15 protein-coding genes are annotated in these 16,922 nt (G+C 59.8%); 14 read left to right on the forward strand and 1 reads right to left on the reverse strand.

Annotation, left to right across the window (positions count from 1 at the left end; all coding sequences use genetic code 11):
• Positions 1-416: 416 nt before the first annotated feature.
• The 14 genes from EV586_RS01250 (at position 417) to EV586_RS01310 (ending at position 16,366) form a co-directional block, all read left to right on the forward strand.
• Positions 417-566 carry a thiazolylpeptide-type bacteriocin gene (locus EV586_RS01250; protein WP_087458043.1) on the forward strand — a complete coding sequence of 50 codons (150 nt, stop codon included), beginning with the start codon at positions 417-419 and terminating at the stop codon, positions 564-566.
• 46 nt (positions 567-612) lie between these two features.
• Positions 613-762: a thiazolylpeptide-type bacteriocin gene (locus EV586_RS01255; RefSeq protein ID WP_087458043.1), complete on the forward strand. Its 150-nt coding sequence runs from the start codon at positions 613-615 to the stop codon at positions 760-762.
• 46 nt (positions 763-808) lie between these two features.
• Positions 809-958 carry a thiazolylpeptide-type bacteriocin gene (locus tag EV586_RS01260; protein ID WP_087458043.1) on the forward strand — a complete coding sequence of 50 codons (150 nt, stop codon included), beginning with the start codon at positions 809-811 and terminating at the stop codon, positions 956-958.
• A gap of 175 nt (positions 959-1,133) precedes the next feature.
• Complete coding sequence (locus EV586_RS01265; protein ID WP_165898142.1) at positions 1,134-3,860, forward strand: lantibiotic dehydratase; 2,727 nt, start codon at positions 1,134-1,136, stop codon at positions 3,858-3,860.
• Positions 3,861-3,865: 5 nt separating this feature from the next.
• Positions 3,866-5,032: a lantibiotic dehydratase C-terminal domain-containing protein gene (locus EV586_RS01270; RefSeq protein WP_132943275.1), complete on the forward strand. Its 1,167-nt coding sequence runs from the start codon at positions 3,866-3,868 to the stop codon at positions 5,030-5,032.
• Positions 5,016-6,935 (forward strand): hypothetical protein, encoded by a 1,920-nt coding sequence (locus tag EV586_RS20890; protein ID WP_165898143.1) that lies wholly within the window; start codon positions 5,016-5,018, stop codon positions 6,933-6,935. The genes EV586_RS01270 and EV586_RS20890 overlap by 17 nt, the downstream gene beginning before the upstream one ends.
• Complete coding sequence (locus EV586_RS01275; RefSeq protein WP_165898144.1) at positions 6,935-8,929, forward strand: TOMM precursor leader peptide-binding protein; 1,995 nt, start codon at positions 6,935-6,937, stop codon at positions 8,927-8,929. Before EV586_RS20890 ends, EV586_RS01275 begins: the two co-directional genes overlap by 1 nt.
• A 12-nt stretch (positions 8,930-8,941) precedes the next feature.
• Complete coding sequence (locus EV586_RS01280; RefSeq protein ID WP_165898145.1) at positions 8,942-10,438, forward strand: nitroreductase family protein; 1,497 nt, start codon at positions 8,942-8,944, stop codon at positions 10,436-10,438.
• Between the two features lie 14 nt (positions 10,439-10,452).
• A complete protein-coding gene (locus EV586_RS01285; RefSeq protein WP_165898146.1) occupies positions 10,453-11,442 on the forward strand; it encodes a thiopeptide-type bacteriocin biosynthesis protein in 990 nt (329 codons plus the stop codon).
• Positions 11,442-12,326: a SagB family peptide dehydrogenase gene (locus EV586_RS01290; protein ID WP_132943279.1), complete on the forward strand. Its 885-nt coding sequence runs from the start codon at positions 11,442-11,444 to the stop codon at positions 12,324-12,326. Before EV586_RS01285 ends, EV586_RS01290 begins: the two co-directional genes overlap by 1 nt.
• A 22-nt stretch (positions 12,327-12,348) precedes the next feature.
• Positions 12,349-13,488, forward strand: coding sequence for a TOMM precursor leader peptide-binding protein (locus EV586_RS01295; RefSeq protein ID WP_165898147.1), 1,140 nt, complete (start codon positions 12,349-12,351; stop codon positions 13,486-13,488).
• Positions 13,485-14,219 (forward strand): ABC transporter ATP-binding protein, encoded by a 735-nt coding sequence (locus EV586_RS01300; RefSeq protein ID WP_243652892.1) that lies wholly within the window; start codon positions 13,485-13,487, stop codon positions 14,217-14,219. The genes EV586_RS01295 and EV586_RS01300 overlap by 4 nt, the downstream gene beginning before the upstream one ends.
• A 6-nt stretch (positions 14,220-14,225) precedes the next feature.
• Entirely contained in the window at positions 14,226-14,969 is a 744-nt protein-coding gene (locus tag EV586_RS01305) for an ABC transporter permease (protein ID WP_243652893.1), read from the forward strand.
• A 278-nt stretch (positions 14,970-15,247) separates the two neighbouring features.
• Positions 15,248-16,366, forward strand: coding sequence for an N-acetylmuramoyl-L-alanine amidase family protein (locus EV586_RS01310; RefSeq protein ID WP_165898148.1), 1,119 nt, complete (start codon positions 15,248-15,250; stop codon positions 16,364-16,366).
• Between the two features lie 65 nt (positions 16,367-16,431).
• Here the strand turns inward: EV586_RS01310 and EV586_RS01315 are convergent, their stop codons facing one another.
• A complete protein-coding gene (locus tag EV586_RS01315; RefSeq protein ID WP_132943283.1) occupies positions 16,432-16,875 on the reverse strand; it encodes a GyrI-like domain-containing protein in 444 nt (147 codons plus the stop codon).
• Positions 16,876-16,922: the final 47 nt, after the last annotated feature.

Raw genomic sequence — 16,922 nt, forward strand, 5'->3', positions numbered from 1 at the left:
TAAGCACTCCAGCCCCTGCTGAAACGCCTTGGAATACGTTCCAAGGCGTTTTCGTTTGCACATGATGATGTTTGATGCGGGAGCGGCGGGTGAGGCGCCCCGACTAAGAGGGGCACCTGGAACCGCTTGTTGACGGCTGGTACAGAGCATGACGGCACATAATTAGACTCCCTCGAAGTTAAGGGGAGTTTCTGTTAAATTAAAAGTGCGGTAAAGATTACAAAATTTCTTGTATCTTATTTTTCCGTATGGTAGAATTCGGTTGTAAGATTGTATGTAACTTTTTTATTTTTCATTAAAACACCTAGCATTTACAAAGTAGAACACATAACACTTCGTTCGATAAATTATTCACAACAATAGACTTACTATTCCGATATATCTTGTGATATTTGCTTGAAAGGAGGTGAAAACACATGGAAATCAAGGCTCTCGAAGTGACCGGTCTCGAAGTGATGGACCTGAACGACGCGATGGCTCTGCCGGAGACGGCTGCATCGTCCGGTTCGTCCTCCAGCTCCGGCTGCTCCACTTGCGGCTCCAGCTCCTGCTGCGGTTCTTGCTAATGTGGGGAAGTTGGTTGTGTGAATTCTTGAAGGGAGGTGAAATGACATGGAAATCAAAGCTCTCGAAGTAACGGGTCTCGAAGTGATGGACCTCAATGATGCAATGGCTCTGCCGGAAACGGCTGCATCGTCCGGTTCGTCCTCCAGCTCCGGCTGCTCCACTTGCGGCTCCAGCTCCTGCTGCGGCTCTTGCTAATGCGGGGATGTCGGGAAGTGACTTTCAATAGGGGAGGTGACAACACATGGAAATCAAAGCACTCGAAGTGACCGGTCTGGAAGTCATGGACCTCAATGATGCGATGGCTCTGCCGGAGACAGCTGCATCGTCCGGTTCGTCCTCCAGCTCTGGCTGCTCCACTTGCGGTTCCAGCTCTTGCTGCGGATCCTGCTAATTTATGCATGCCTCATTCGATTGGTTGGCGCTGCTGTCACAGTGTCAACCAATCTTTCTACAGTCAAGACGAGCGCTTTGTTTACTACTATCTCATTATAATACATATTTTTCGAAATCATTCTTGCTTTTTAGGGGTTGTCTCAGAAAGTTTTTCCAACAAGGAGGCATCGGATATGAAGGATATGACAACCGACACCGCAGGAGTCCTAGCAGGCGTCGAAACGAAACTCGCCCCGCGGTTCATGCTGCGCGTCGCAGGCATCTCGCTTCAGAGTTTGCTGGAGTGGCAAGCTCCAAAGACGATAGATCGCCTCTCTCAAATCACGGAGCATACCAATTGGCTGGCCGAAAACACGCAGCCGCTCGTCGACCGCCTCGAAGCTGCTGTGCCGAAGATGACCGACGATGTGCTGCGCAACCAATTGATCAAATATAAGCGTGACATTTTCAACAGTCGTTTTCCGAAAAAGCGTCCTCCCGAGTTTGCGGGACAGATCGCCGCCGACCTGATCGCGGCGATGCAGACTTGGGAGGCTGTTTATCAATTGATCGCCGAGCTGGAGCAAGATGCGAAGGCGCACTATGAACACGAACTGCGCCAGAGCCGCATCCGCATGCAGGAACTGGCCCAAGACCCGTATTTTCAAAACGGCGTAGTGCAGACCTCTCAAGAGCTGTACACCAAGATCCTGAAATACATTGAAACGCCGATCGACGAGCACAGCGGCCGACTGCGCAAAGTCGAATACAACTTGAGCACGGTGCTGACCCGGACGGGCGCGAAAACGTCGCCGTTCAGCTCATTCACACTGGTCGGGCACGGCGAATGGGATGAGCAGGGCCAAATGAGCCTCGCGTCGCTGCAGCAGTATCGGAGCAAGTTGCGCATCAACCACACGTTTGTGCTGCGCCTGTTTGCCGGACTGCTCAAGCGGCCGGAGATCCGCCCGTTGCTTGCCTACCGCGCCAACCGCTCGTCGATGGTCAGCAACGGACAGTTTCGCATGATGCGCCGCACCGACAATCCGAAGCGCCGCCCCCGCGTGTTCCGCACGTCGGAAGCGCACGTATCTCTTCACTATAACCCGTCGATTCAGACCGTTTTGGAAAAAGTGAAGCAAGCGCCGGGCGGGATGCTGTCTTTTGAAGCGTTGCTTGGGGAACTGGCCGGAATCGGACAGCGCGAGGAGATCGAAAAGTTCCTCGGACAGCTGATCGAACTGCAGATTCTGGAACCGACCGCAGAGCTTACCGACCAGACGCCCGACATTTTGGCCGATGTGCAAGGCTGGCTGCAGCGCTGGCCGGTCGAGATCGCCCGGCGCGTGGCCGACAAGTTGCAGGAAGTGCAGGCGATGATCGCCGCGTTTGAAACGGCGTCGGTGGAGGAGCGCAAAGAGTTGCTGAGTCAATTGACGGCAACGTTCGAAAGCCTGTACGCCGAGGTCGGCGTGGAGGCGGATGCATCGCGATTTGCCATGCTGCTGTATGAAGACGCGGTGCTGCCGGAGCCGACGCGCCTGCCTGCTGACGAATGGCAGGGGATGGTGCAGGACCTCGCGCGCTTGCAGGAGCTGTCACCGCTGTTCGATGTGAAGTACCGCCTGCAGTCCCGCTTGGCGCAGATGTTTCGCGCCACGTATGGAGCTGACGGTGTTTGCACACGCGCTTCCGACCTGATTCAGCCGCTGGTGGCGGTCAATCAGGAGTTCTTCCGGGCGATGGTGCCGGAGGAACTGCATGCCGATCTGGGCATCGGGAATGACGTGGAGAACATCCGCATCCTGAACGAGCTGAAGGTGGAGTTTGGCCGAATGATCGCGGAGCGCCTGCTGACGGGCGAAGAAGTGGTGCTCTGCGCCGAGGATCTGGAAGCGTTCACGGCAAGGATTCCGGAGAGCATTCGCAACCGGCCGATGGCGCATGACTTTTTTGTGCAATGGCAAAAAGGAGCGGACGGCCGGAGCTTGCTGGTGCTCAACCAGGCGTACCATGGCTTCCTGACCTTTTTCACCCGCTTTCTGGAATATGGGGAAGGCGATGAAGTGCAGGAACTGCGCGCTTATCTGGCCGAGCTGTTCGAAGGCACGGGGAGGTTTGCGGAAGTGTCGGGGGTGTACGGGTTCAATGCGAACTTGCGAGAACCGCTGGCTTCCCACGAGCTGACCTTCCCCGATCTGCCGCCGACGTGGCCGGAGGGGCAGGCGCCGCAAACGCTGCGGTTTCATGACTTGTCTTGGGTGTATGACCAAGCGACCGACCGCGTCGTGCTGCAGCATCCGGAGATCGGCATCGTGCAGACGGCGTTCCTCGGGACGCTGATCCCCTTGATGTTGCCAAGTCTGGTGCGGATGGTGACCAACCTGTTCACCAACTCGCTATTGCCGCTCAACTTCCACTCGTTCCATGAGCACACCTTGACGGAAGAGCAGCGGTTGCAGGACGTGCGGGTCTATCCGAGGGTGCGGGTCGGGCAGGTCGTGGTGTCCCGGCAAAAGTGGATGGTGCCGCGCAGCCGGTTGATCGAGCGCGAGAAGAAGGAGAGCGACTTCGAATTTTTCTCCCGCGTGCACAGATGGCGCACGAACTTGGGGCTGCCAAGTCGGGTGTTCATCCGCTTCATGCCGATGACCGATGCGGAAAATCCTTTTGCGCAGATGTTTGAGAGCAAGGAAGCGGAGCAGAGCCAAGTTAATTTTACCAGCTTTAAGCCGCAATATATCGATTTTGCGAGTCCGCTGCTGGTGCGGTTGTTCGGGAAGATCATCGGCGACACGACGTTTGGCATGAAGATTGAAGAGATGCTGCCCGAGGCGGACGGGATGTTCTACAGGGAACAGGGCCGACCGCATGTGACCGAGATGACGGTGGAGCTGGGCAAGCCGGGCGGAAGGGGTTGAGCAAGATGTGGCAAGCGATTCATGTGTATTACTACGAAGATCAAAAAGAAGCGTTGATTCTGGATGCGATCCGTCCCGTACTGGAGGAGCTGCGCACGCGATTTGGCGTGGCGCGGATGCATGTGCGCCGACACTGGAAGCTGGGGCCGCATGTGGCGCTGCAGATCGAGGCGGACGAGGAGCTTGTTGCGAACGAGATTCTGCCGTTCGTGCAGGAGCGGCTGGCTCCGTATCTGGCCCAGCACCCTTCGCAGCGTGCGCTCGATCCACCGCAGTACCTGCATCTGAGCCAGACGCTCGGCGCGTGGGAGCTGGATCCGGGGCCGTATGAGCCGCTACAGCCGGACAACTCGGTGGCGGCGATGCCGTTTGCGCGCCGCTCGGAAGTGGTGAACGGCGTCAACGTGATGACGGCGATCGAAAACTTTTGGGTGCGGGCGCTCGATGCGGTGCTCGGCATCATGGATGACTCGCGCGGGAACATGCTGAAGCGATACCAGTGGATGATTCGCATGATGGCGGCGGTGGCGGAGCAGTTCCCGCAGCATGGCATCTTGCGCGGGCATCTGTCCTACCGCTCGCATGTCGAAGGCTTTTTGGTGCAGATGGACAAGAACGGGCAACTGCTGGCGGCGTTTCAGCAGCAGGAGGAACAGTTGGGCGGCGTGATCGAAGCGACGCTGCGCGAGGCGCTGGACGGAATGGACGAGTACGGCGTGTATGCGGGCGAACTTCTGCCCTTGCGCGTCTGGTCGGAGGCGCTGCGCGATCTGTCTCAGGAATGCTACGCGCTGGCCAGGGACGGCGAGTTGACTTCGAATACGGATCATTATCAGGACCTCGCGGAACGCATCGGGCAGGAGGCGGTCGATCGCTGGAAGATGGATGACCCGGAGTCGGGGATGAGCGAGTTTCATAAAACGCTTTTTCAAAAGCAGGGCAATGAACAATTTTTCGGGTCGCCGGAGTTTGCGACGTATCGCATGCTGATCAATGTTTTCTATACCTATCTGCCATTGTTTGGGATCAACCCAAATTACAAGCATCTGCTGTGCTATCTGCTGTGCAACGCCGTGGAGCGCGTAAAAGGCGTCACATGGCAGGAGATCGTCAGCGAGTTTGGGCAATCGGGCGGGGAAGGAGTGCCTGCAGAACATGAAGCCAAAAGCTAAGCCGCATGTGCATTACGCCGCGACGGAAGACGGCGTGTATTTTCGCACGTGGACCAATGAGTTTGTGATCAAAGGCCCGACGATCTACCAGTGGGTCGAGCAGGTGCTGCCGTACCTGACCGGGGAGAAAACGTTGGACGAGCTGGTCGTGCCGCTGCCGGAAGCGCAGGCGAATTTTGTGCGCACGCTGGTCGGCGAGCTGGTGCGGCGCGGCGTGGTGGTGGATGTTTCGGCAGACAGCGAAGTGCCGGTGAGCGAGCTGGAACAGAAACTGTATCGACAGACGATCTTGTATCTGGAAGATCAGGCGGTGAACGGGCGGGAGCTGTTCCGCAAGTTCCGCTCGGGGCGTGTGCTGCTGTCCGGGGCGGGTCTGAGCTTTCGGGCGCTGGTGCGTTCGCTGATCAAGATGGGGCTGCACGCTCCGGTGATCGTGGAGAGCGGCGATGCGGAGCTCGATCGTCTGGCTGAGCAGTGGAATTCGCGGGATCAGGCTTTGCAGGTGACGTGGTTGCCGGCCGGACGCGAGTGCGAGTGGCTGCGTGCCCAGGGAGAACGTCCGGACTTGGTCGTGCATGTGAGCGACTGGTATGACGATGCGTTTGTCGGGCAGTTGACGGCAGTTTGTGCGGAGCGGAACGTTCCGGCGCTGGTCGGAACGCAGCTGTTTGGCATCGGCGTGGTCGGGCCGCTGCTGGATGCGTCGGCTGCGGCGGGCTGGGACTGCCTGCTGGATCGCTTCGTGCCGCCGGGCGAAACGCTGGAAGCGGCAGAATCGCCGGTGTTCCGCGTGATGATCGGCAACGTGGCCGCACTGGAAAGCTTTAAGGCGGTCACCGGCTTGGCGAACTTGAACGTGCGCGATGAAGCAGCGCTGATCGACCCGCGCTTGCTGGAGGCGAAGCATCACAAGCTGTGGCCTTCCCCGCTTCGGAACAAGGGGCAAGCGGCGGCGGAGCGCTTCTGGCAGGTCGAGGAAGCGGCGCCGCTGCGCGAGTTCCTGGGGCAGTTGGAAGGGATCAAAGATGAGCGGCTCGGCGTGCTGAACCTGTTGCATCCGGGCGACCTCTGGCAGATCCCGTTCGCGCACGCCCAGGCGATCGTGCGTCTCCCCGGCCTTGCAGAAGGGCGGCCGCTGGCGGTGATCGCCGGCGGGGAGCAGATCGACGAAGCGATGGAGATGGCAGTGCGGGAAGCGCTGACCGCCTATGCGCGTCTGGTGCAGGAACAGCTGGATGAGACGTTGCGGGGAGCTGACGCGGCTGGTAGCTCGGCACATGAGGACCGGGACAAGCAGTCTGGCGGAGCGTTGCCGGGGGGCTTGGACGTGGCCTGGAGCCACGGCCGCGATGTGCATGAGTGGCAGGGGCGCGGGATCTTGCAAGCGCTGGCACGCCGTGCCGATCGGGCGGGCGAAGTGCTGCAGGAGTTTACGGCGGCCGACTTTGGCGCGACGCTTGAGCAGACGTACTGGAAGATGCTGACCTTGCGCTACGGCTTGCAGGTGCGTCTGTTCGCGGTCGATCTCGGCCTGGAGTCGGCACATCTGGTGCGCATCTGGCAGGAGGGGCAGTGGATCGGATTGGGCAGTGGACGCACGCGCCGCGAAGCGTTGAAGACGGCGCTCCTGCAAGCGCTGAGCAACTGCCAGCTGCAGGAGAACCATCCCGAGCAGCTGACCGCAGCTACCGTCGAGGCGGCTCCGTGCCCGGTTGCTGCAACAAAGCTGACCGCAGTTCCCGTCGAACAGATCCCGGCGTGGAAAGAATGGAACGGGCTGGTACAGGAGCAATTGCGTCAGCAGGGCGTGCGCATCACGGCAACGCCTTGGTTGAACGATGCAGCGCCGCTGGAGATGGGCGTGCTGGTCGGGCAAATCGGACTGGAGGAGGAGAGCGGTTGATGGAGAACAAACGCCAGCTGTGGATCGTAGGCGACGGCGTGCTCGCGAATTGGGTCTGCGAGCGGCTCGAACTGAACTTTGAACTAACACGCGTGGCAGGCTCGCAATCGCTCCCGCTGTCCGCAGGCTGCAAGCCGGACGCGGTGCTGAGCCTGCTCGACGGCCGCGACACGAGCGAAGAGCTGAACATTCAGCGTCTGGCCCGCGCCCACGAGGTGCCCTATCTGCGGGCGAGCCTGTATGTCGACCGGGGTTTTCTTGGCCCGTGGTCGTTCGCAGGCGAGGAAGGCTGCCTGCAGTGCGCGGAGATTCGCATGCGCAACGTGCATCCGAATAAGCCGATCTGGAACGCGGTGACGACCGCCCAGCAGAGCGCTGCCTACCGCAACGCGCCGAAGCTGTGGACTGTGCCCTTCCTCGATCTGTTTGCTGAGCTGATCGCCGAGGAACTGGAAGCATTTGCATCCGGCTGCGACCTGCGCTATGTGCAGGGGATGTATGCGGGCTATGACGGTTCGTTAAAAGGGCAGTTGCACCGCTTTTTGCCGCATCCGCAGTGTCCGGAATGCTCGACGGTGCCGGACGATCTGCCGGAGCTGGCCGAGGTGAGGTTTCAGCCGCGCCCCAAGCCGCACCCGCGCGCGTACCGCCTGCCGAACCCGAAGCTGACGCGGGAGAACCTGCGCACAGCGTTTTATGACTGGCGGATGGGGCTCGTGCATCACCTGTATCGGGAGACATACTCCAAATTCATCCCGATCACCGGGGCCGAACTGCCGCTGGAAACGGAACATCACACCGAGATCGGCTTTGGCCGCACCGTCACATTTAACGACTCGGAGTTCACTTCGATCCTGGAAGCGCTGGAGCGCTATGCGGGCATGATCCCCCGCGGTCGGCGCACCTTGCATGTCGGCTCGTACAACGAGTTCCGCGCACAGGCGGTGCACCCGCCGACGCTCGGCATCCACGACCCGGAGCAGCAAAAGGAGCCCGGCTACCGCTACCATCGCTATGATGACGAGCTGAAAGTCGGCTGGGTCTGGGCATACTCCTGGCGGGAGCAGAAGCCGGTCCTGATCCCTGAGCAGATGGTCTACTACCGCCTGAGCCAGACCAGCCCGGAGCAGCCCCCGGTCAATCGCTTTGTCTATGAGACGTCGAACGGCTGCGCGATGGGCGGGTCGCTGGAAGAGGCGATCTACTACGGGCTGATGGAAGTGATCGAACGCGATTCCTTTCTCGTCGCCTGGTACAACCGGCTGCAGTTGACTGAGCTCGATCTGGAAGGCGTGAAGGACCAGAACATCCTGCTCGTCAAAGACCGCGTCGAAGCGATGGGCTACCGCTTGCATCTGTTCGACATGACGATGGAAAGCGGTATCCCCAGCATCTGGGCGACGCTGATCAACCCGGCCGAAGATGCGGCGGTCAAAACCTACACCGCAGCCGGCGCGCATGCCGATCCGGAAAAAGCGATCATGGGCGCGTTGGTCGAAGTCGTCACCTCGATGCCGATCTACGAGATCTCGATGGCGCCAAAGCGTGAGCAGGCTGCAGAGATGGTCAAAGACCCGACGCTGGTGCAAACGATGGAAGACCACGTGCTGCTCTACTCCCACCCGGATACGCTGCAGCGCTATGATTTCCTCTTCCAGGCAGACCGACCGGTGAAAAGCGTGCGCGACGTGTATGCGAAGTGGTATGAGGAGACGCCGCCTGCCGACTTCTCGGCGGAGCTGACCGAACTGATGAACCGCCTGCTCGAACACCATCAGGACATTTTGATCGTCGATGAAACGCCGCCCGAGCTGGAGCCGCTCGGCATCAAGGCGGTCAAAGTGATCGTGCAGGGGATGCTGACGATGTCTTTTGGCCATCAGTTCCGCCGCATCGTCATGGAGCGCGTGCAGCAGGCGCCGGTCACGATGGGCTATCGCACCGAGCCGATCGCACCGGAAGCGCTCAACCTGCATCCGCATCCGTTTCCGTAAGGCGGGATGAAGATGCACAATCGCAATCTCGCTGTCGGACGCTCGTTTTGGCTACAAACGGCCTATCTGCGCTATGAGACGATGCGCGATCTTGAGCTCCGCACCGAGCCGGAGCCGTTTCTCACCGCCGCACCCCATCTCGGGCGCATCCCGCTGAGCATGAAGCCGCTGCCGGAGCTGGGATCAGTCGAACCGCTGCAACAAGCGCGGTCAGGCGAAGGGCTGTCCGCTTTGGAAAAACTGACCGTGCTGCTGCACCTGACTCTGGGGCTCGTGCGCTGCGAAGCGGGCAGCGTGCGCCCCTTTCACCGGGGGGCTCCATCCCCGAGATGCCTGTACGCGACTGAGCTGTATGTGGTGCCGTCCCAAGGCGTGTACCGCTACGACCCGCTGCTGCACGCCTTGGAACAACGCAGCGGGGAAGCGTGGTGGGACGTGCTGGAACAGGCGCTGGGCTATTCCTTAGCAGGCGCGGAAAACGTGCTGGTGGTCGGAGCGGATGTCTGGCGGATCGCCCGGCTGTATGCAGACTTTGCCTACAACATCGCCACGCTGGAAGCGGGCCATGTGTTGGGGCAGTTGCAAGTCTTATCATCTCGGCTCGGCTATGAGCTGATGATCCATGAACATTTTCTTGATGAACCGGTGATGCAGCTGTTAGGGATGAACGGCAAAGTGCGGACGCCGCTCGCGGTGGTTGTGCTCTGGCCGCATGGGGCGGCCAGGAAGCGAACGCAGGTGTTCGGCGCGCCTCCTGCCCGGCCGGCCGTTGCTGACAATGCTCGTTTTGAACAGGAGATGAACCAGTGTGTCGAGTTGCAACAGATGATGGAAGCGTCCCGCCTGAAGTTTGCCGGGGAACTCCCGGAAGCGGAGCAAGCGCCTTCTGCCGTTCCGTTTGCCGGTGCGAAGATTGCCGAGCTGGTGGACGTGATCAAATCTCGCAACTCCGGCAACGACCGCATCGGGCTGGCGGCGACAGGGCGGCCGATCCCGCAGGAAGAGCTCATCGGGCTGCTGCAGGCGCTGGCCGCGTTCCCGGATGCGCAGGGACTCTGGCAAGACATCGGCCTCGATCTCGCCGCGCATCGCGTGGCCGGCATGGCCTCAGGCGTGTACCGTTGCGCGTTGTCGGTGCCTGCTTATGAACCGCAGAGCCTGCACGAAGACATGGGACGGATGATGGAACAGGCCAGCGTGGTGGACGGGAAGTTTATCAACTTCCGGTCGATCCCGGCCGCTTTTTATCTCACGGTAGATTTCGAGCGGACGCTGCAACGGCATGGCAACCGGGGATATCAGATCATGCAGATGCGGGCCGGGCGACTCGCGCAGCACATCTGTCTGCTGGCGGCTGCCAGAGGCTGGTTTGCCCGTCCGCTGAAAAGCTATCGTGATGCCGAGACGGAACGGCTGCTCGGCTTGTCCAAGACGACCAAACTGGTGCTGTATCAAATCGTGATCGGGGAAAGTGACACCCCGTATTTGGAATTCGACATGGGATGGTAGAAGGAGGAGTGGGTGTGACGGAGCAGGCGGAACGCAATTGGATGGCGTTGCATCTTTTTTATCACCATTTTGAAAAACAGGATGATCTGCTGCTCGACTGCCTGATGCCGGCAGTGCGCAAACTGCAGGCGGAAGGGCACTGCAAACAGTGGTTCTTCCTGCGCTACTGGGACGGAGGCCCGCACATCCGCATCCGCTTTTTGGAGCCAGCTGATCAGGTAGAGCCGTACATCCGCGAACAGGCGGAGGCGTATATGAGGGCACATCCCCCGGAGCAGGAGATGAGCCGGGAGGCGTATTACGCCCAGCACAAATTTGACGGGGAAGAGGTCGACCGCGGCGCGCTGCCGTGGTACGGAAACGGCAGCATCGTGAAGCTGCCGTACGAGCCGGAGGTCAAACGCTACGGAGGCGCTGCGGCGCTGCCGGTCAGCGAAGACCTGTTCACGCACTCCAGCGACATCGTCGAGCAGGCGCTCTGCGCCACGCGGGGCGAGTACCAGAAGCGGATGAGCATCGCCATGGATCTGATGCTGCTCACAGCGCTTTGCCTCGGCGTGCGGCTTGAAGATGTCGGGATGTTCTTCTGGCGCTACATGTACAGCTGGCAGACGTTTGTCGACCAGCCGGACGAACAGCGCGCGAAGATCCGCGCGACGTTCGAACGGCAGCGCGAGAGCCTGGTGCCGCGTTTTCAGACGCTGGCAGCGTTTGTGGACTCCGAGCAGGAGTTCCTGTTCTATCGCCAGTGGGTCAATCATTTGAAAGCAGCGTTTGCCCGCTACGAAGCGCTCGCCTGCCAAGGCGAACTGGCCTGCCCGTACGACGACGAGCCGGTCGACTCGGAGCGTCGCCGCCGCTATGCGATCGCGTCGATCGCCGTGTCGCAGATTCATATGACGAACAACCGGCTCGGCGTGCTGATGTCGTACGAGCACTACTTGAGCTGCATGTTGCATCTCGCCGCGTCGGAAGCGGTCTTGCCGGGCGAGGAGGTGCGCTGATGGCCAAACGCCTGCTCGCCGCTTCGAGGCGGGCGTCCACCGTCGCCGAGCGCATGGAGTTCAAGCGCAGCGGCGTGGACAACCCGTTTCATTTGGCGGAACTGTACCATGCCAACAGCAAATTTGACCCTGATCTGATGTCGTACCGCCTGCCGCTCGACAAGTATTCGGTGCCCGATGTGCTGGAGGATGCGACCGAGACGTTTTTTGACCTGCCGCGCTTTGAAGAACTGCCTCCGCTGCCCGGCGCTTTGGGCGAGACGCTGCTGTGCCGCCGGAGCTCGTGGGACTTCGCGGAGCCGATCGGGCGGGAGGAGCTGATCCTGCTGCTGAAATATGCGCTGGGCACCAATGCGGTGAAGACGGTGCCGGACGGGACGAAAGAGCTGCAACTGCGCCTGCGCAGCTACCCGTCGGGCGGGGCGCTGTACCCGGTGCAGTTTTACCTCTACCTGCATGCGGTGGAGGGGCTGGAGCGGGGGCTGTACCGCTTCTGCCCGTACCTGAACCGGCTGTATCTGCACCGGACGGGCGACTGCTCCCGGCAGATCGCCGGGCTGACCGCTTCGACCGATCCGGACGCGAATCCGGGATTTGTCAAGCAAGACTACAGCCGGGCGGCGCTGCATGTCTTTCTCGCCGCCGATTTCCGGCACCAGTCGGACAAGTACGGGGCGCGCGCCTACCGCCTGACTCTGCTCGAAGCAGGGCATGCGGCGCAGAACCTGCTGCTCGTGTCGACGGCGCTGGGGATGACGGGCGTCACTTTGGCCGGTTTTTACGATGACCGGGCCAATCGGCTACTCGAACTTGACGGTGTCGACCGCGCCGCCTTGTATATGATTCCGATCGGTCGGGCTGGAGGTGCGTCGCAAAATGGATAAAGAAGGTTTTCGGAGTTTACTGTTGAATTCCTATTATAAGTTGCGTGAAGGTTATTTTTTTACTTTTCCTGAACGGTATGAATTGCAGGTTCGTCACGTACATTGGGGCGAGAGTCTCGCGCGCGTTGGAGCAGCCGAAGGGGAGACCTGGCTGCAGGATGTGTTTGGCGAGCTGGACGGCACGCGCAAGATGCGGGAGATCATGGCGGTCGTGCCTGAGGAGCGTCAAGAGGATTGTTTGAAAATGCTTGCCGCGCTGCGCCGGTCATTTCTCGACGAATCCCCGACGCCGATCCCGAACGACGGTCCGTGGTCGGCGCGATGGCTGCCGAAGCTGATGGGCACACGCCACACGACGCGGCACTTTTATGAGCGGGAACTGGCGGAAGCGAACATTCTGGTGCTTGGCGCCGGGATGATCGGCAGCCGCTTGGCGACCGGGCTCGTGCAGCTTGGTGCCGGACACGTGGCGGTCGCCGATGGCCGGACGGTCACGCCGGACGACCGATTTCATTCGATGGCCTACGTCGATGCGGAGCTCGGCGCGATGCGTGCTGAGGCGCTCGCAGGACGTTTGAATCGGCTGGCGGGCGGCGAACGCGCGTCCGGCCATGTTTGGGAGCAGCAAGACCGGGCAGGACTGGACGAACTGATCGACGGACGGACGCTGGTGCTGGTCGCCGAAGATGCGTTTTCTCCGGCGTTGTATGAGCAGGTCAACCAAGCGGCGCTGCGCCGCAAGATCACCTGGTCGATGATCGTCATCGACGGGTGGAACGTCCATGTCGGGCCGACGTTTTTGCCGGGACGCACGGGCTGTTATCACTGTCTGGAAGCAGACCGCAGGAGCCGGATGGCAAACCCGGTGTCGTATGACCGCTATGTCGGGCATCTCGTGCAGACCGGTATGCAGGCAGCCTTGTCGATCTCCCCGACATTCGCCGACTTGGCGGCAGGGATGCTGGCGTCAGACGTGCCGAACCTCATCGGCAACATGCCGCAGCGCATCGAGACCGAATCCGGCCTGACGCTGGGACGGCAGATGCAGATGGACATGCGGACATTTGATGCCGCCCTGCACACAGTTGTCAAGCAGCCGCGCTGTGCGGTCTGCAGATGCGGGGCGGCAGAGGGCAAGATCAAGGAGGAGGTAGCAACGTGAAGGAACAAACGGTGATCGAACTGCATGACGCCAAAAAGACCTATGGTACGGTACAAGCCGTGCGTGGCATCTCGTTGAACGTATACAGAGGGGAAGTGCTCGGCATCATCGGTGCCAACGGTGCGGGCAAGACGACGACGCTGGAGATGATGATGGGACTGATCGAGCCGACCGCGGGTACGGTGACGGTGCTAGGCTATGACGCCCAGAAGCAGCCGGCAAACTTAAAAGAGAAGATCGGAATTCAGCTGCAAAAGACTTCGCTCTATGACCGGATCAAGGTCAGCGAGGCGCTTGAGCTGTTCAAATCCTACTATAAAAAGACGCGCAATACGCAAGAGATCATCCGCATGCTCGGCTTGGAGCCGTACTTGAAGATGCCGGTGAAAAAGCTCTCCGGCGGCTGGCAGCAGCGCACGGCGCTGGCGCTGGCGCTGATCAACGATCCGGAGATCATCTTCCTCGACGAGCCGACGACCGGCCTCGACCCGAAAGCGCGCCACGACCTGTGGGAGATCATCCTCAAGCTGAAGGGGGAAGGCAAAACGATTCTGCTCTCCACACACTATATGGAAGAAGCCAACAAGTACTGCGACCGGGTGGCGGTGATTCGCACCGGGGAGCTGGTGGCTTGCGATACGCCTGCGAACCTGATCAAGCTGTTGCCGGGCGGTCAAGGCACGATGGATGACGTCTATGTGGAGATCGCTGCGGCGACGAAAGGAGCGTAACTGCTGATGAACCTGTCTGCGATGCTGACTCATACGAAGATGGAGATCAAGCTGTTTTTCCGCGAGATCCTGTTCGTCTTCTTCACGTTCCTCCTGCCGGCGGTGAGCTTCATTTTCTTCGGCAGTATGTATGGCGATCAAACGTACAACGGCTATAACTACATCGACACGTACATTCCGGGGATGGTGTCGATCATCATGTTCACGACCGGATTTTTCACGATCGGCCTGCAGGTGGTCATCGACCGAGAAAAGGGCATTTACAAGCGGCTGCGCGGGACACCGCTCAACTCGTCGTATGTGTTTGCATCGATTATCACGAAAGGATTCTTCTGCATCATCGTCGGGACGGTGGAAATTCTCCTGATCGCGAAGTACATGTTTGATGCCAACCTCTCGGTCTTTTGGTTCCAGTTCATTCTGGCGATGATCCTCTGCGCCTTGTCATTTTTCGCAATGGGCTTCCTGATCGCCAGCATCGCCAAGCGCATGCAGACGGCGATGGCGATCTCGATGGTCGCGATGTACCCGATGATGTTCCTGTCTGGCTCGACGATGCCGCTCGACATGATGCCGGAGATCATGCAGACGATCTCCAAGTTCATTCCGATGACCTATGTCAAAGATTTGCTCCAGCTCGGCTGGGTCGGCAAGCTGTTCACCGAAGCGGCCGTCATGCCGGCCTTGGTGCTGGTCGGGATCTTCCTCGTCGGCACGTATATCGGCATCAAGAAGTTCAAGTGGGACTAAGCGTTAGGAAGAATCTGCGTGCTGGATACACGTGTATCTCGACCTGCTGGCGGACGCGTTGCACGGACAGCCGCAGGAACTGCCAACTTTCGATTGTCAACTGGCTTTGCTCCCTGAAAAGGGAGCTTTTTTGTCCTGCCCGGAGCGAGTCGTTCTGAGCCATTCGCACCAATCTGCAGAAGCGGCGGACTAATTCCAGCCAAGCCTAAAGGTCGGTGTCGGATTATGTCGAATAGGGGGTGCATGCACAAAACGCAGCAGGAGGAACGATGACAAACATGAAGAAATGCATGCACCTTCTCTTGGCAGGATTGCTGGTGATAGGCATCGTATCGGTGGCGGAGGCGGCGACACCCACACCGGCGGTCAGCACCGCGAAACAATACAATGTGTTTCAGCGCCAGACGTTTTTGAAAAGTTTTGTGACCTTCAACGAAGCGGTGGCTTATGCCAAGCTGTGGGATCATTCGTCGGTGGTGAAGATCGCCGGCAACTTGTGGCTGTGGGACAACTATCCGCGCTTTCATGTCTTTCAGGGCGAACGGCTGCTGAAAGAGTTCACCACCCAACAGGCGGCGCTGGACTACGCGAAGCTCTGGGCGCGCTCGTCGGTCCGCACGTGGACAGGCTCTTGGCTGTGGGATAACTACCCGAAGTACAGAGTGTTTCAAGGGGAGCGGATGCTGCGGGAATACAAGTCGTTCGAGGAGGCGGTGGCCTATGCGCGGCTCTGGGCAGGCGCATCGGTCCGGCAGATCTCTGACGGGCGCTGGGTGTGGGACAACTTCCAAGTTAAAACGCTGGTCCTTGACCCCGGGCATGGCGGACGCGACCCGGGCGCGATCGCTCTGGATGGGACGCAGGAGAAAGACTTGACCCTGGCGTTCGGCTTGCAAGCGAAGGCAGAGCTGGTCAAACGCGGCTACAACGTGGTGATGGTGCGCGAGACGGACATGGAGCTCATCCCGGCTACGACCGATCTGGCCGAGGAACTGCAGGCGCGCGTCGATCAGTCAAAAGTGAGCGGGGCGCACCTGTTCGTCTCCTTGCATGCCAACTCGTTTTCCAGCAGCGGCACCTACGGGACGGAGACGTACTACAACACCACTTCCTCCTACGACGGCAGCGCCAACCCGTTTCCGGAGCAAAGCCGCCAACTGGCCGGGATCATCCAAAAGCACGCCGTCCGCGCGATGGGCACGTACAACCGCGGGGCGAAGGACAGCAATTTCTATGTCTTGCGCAAAAATACCGTTCCGGCGGCGCTGGTCGAGATCGGGTTCCTGTCCAATGCGGGTGACCTGAAAAAGCTGGAAGACACCGCTCTGCAGCAAAAATTCGCCGTGGAGATGGGCGCGGCGATCGATGAGTACTTTTCGGTCAGCGGGCAGAAGTGAGCCAGTAAAAAGCTCCCTCCACGAAAGCGGAGGGAGCTTTTTTGTTTGGCGGCCGGTTCTTTCAACTATTTCAACGGCAGCCAGATCTCAAAGCTCGACTCATCGGTGTTGCCTTGCCAGCGCTCGTCATAGAGTTCGAGGAAGGGGACGGCGAAGTTGCGCTCGAGCCCGTTTTCCGGGAGCCAGGTCTTGTAGGCGTACTGGAAGGTGCCATGGAGGTTCTCCACTTTGCCTTGGTGCGTGAACACCGCGTAGCGCTGTGCTGCCACTTCGCGGAGCACCATGCCGTCCGGGATGCGGGATGGATCGCAGACTTCGAAGCTGGCGATGTAGGTGAAGTCCTGCTCACGGTCCCAGGAGACGCCCCAGGTGTCGAGAAACTGGACTTCGCCAGCGCGGGGAATGAGGGTGTCCCAGAGGATGGGGATGCGGTCCATCTCTTCATACGTGCCGGTCATTTCCAAGCCGATGACCGTAAAAGCGTCTTTTTCTGCAATTCGCGGTTCCATGAATGAGTAAGCCTCCACTTCAGAATGCGATGGGCCGGGTCACCGCC

This window comes from Tumebacillus sp. BK434 (genome assembly GCF_004340785.1).
Taxonomy (GTDB): domain Bacteria; phylum Bacillota; class Bacilli; order Tumebacillales; family Tumebacillaceae; genus Tumebacillus_A.

Coding starts and splice junctions, on each gene's coding strand:
- EV586_RS01250 (WP_087458043.1), top strand. CDS start 417: ATGGAAATCAAGGCTCTCGAAGTGACCGGTCTCGAAGTGATGGACCTG.
- EV586_RS01255 (WP_087458043.1), top strand. CDS start 613: ATGGAAATCAAAGCTCTCGAAGTAACGGGTCTCGAAGTGATGGACCTC.
- EV586_RS01260 (WP_087458043.1), top strand. CDS start 809: ATGGAAATCAAAGCACTCGAAGTGACCGGTCTGGAAGTCATGGACCTC.
- EV586_RS01265 (WP_165898142.1), top strand. CDS start 1,134: ATGAAGGATATGACAACCGACACCGCAGGAGTCCTAGCAGGCGTCGAA.
- EV586_RS01270 (WP_132943275.1), top strand. CDS start 3,866: ATGTGGCAAGCGATTCATGTGTATTACTACGAAGATCAAAAAGAAGCG.
- EV586_RS20890 (WP_165898143.1), top strand. CDS start 5,016: ATGAAGCCAAAAGCTAAGCCGCATGTGCATTACGCCGCGACGGAAGAC.
- EV586_RS01275 (WP_165898144.1), top strand. CDS start 6,935: ATGGAGAACAAACGCCAGCTGTGGATCGTAGGCGACGGCGTGCTCGCG.
- EV586_RS01280 (WP_165898145.1), top strand. CDS start 8,942: ATGCACAATCGCAATCTCGCTGTCGGACGCTCGTTTTGGCTACAAACG.
- EV586_RS01290 (WP_132943279.1), top strand. CDS start 11,442: ATGGCCAAACGCCTGCTCGCCGCTTCGAGGCGGGCGTCCACCGTCGCC.
- EV586_RS01305 (WP_243652893.1), top strand. CDS start 14,226: ATGAACCTGTCTGCGATGCTGACTCATACGAAGATGGAGATCAAGCTG.
- EV586_RS01310 (WP_165898148.1), top strand. CDS start 15,248: ATGAAGAAATGCATGCACCTTCTCTTGGCAGGATTGCTGGTGATAGGC.
- EV586_RS01315 (WP_132943283.1), bottom strand. CDS start 16,875: ATGGAACCGCGAATTGCAGAAAAAGACGCTTTTACGGTCATCGGCTTG.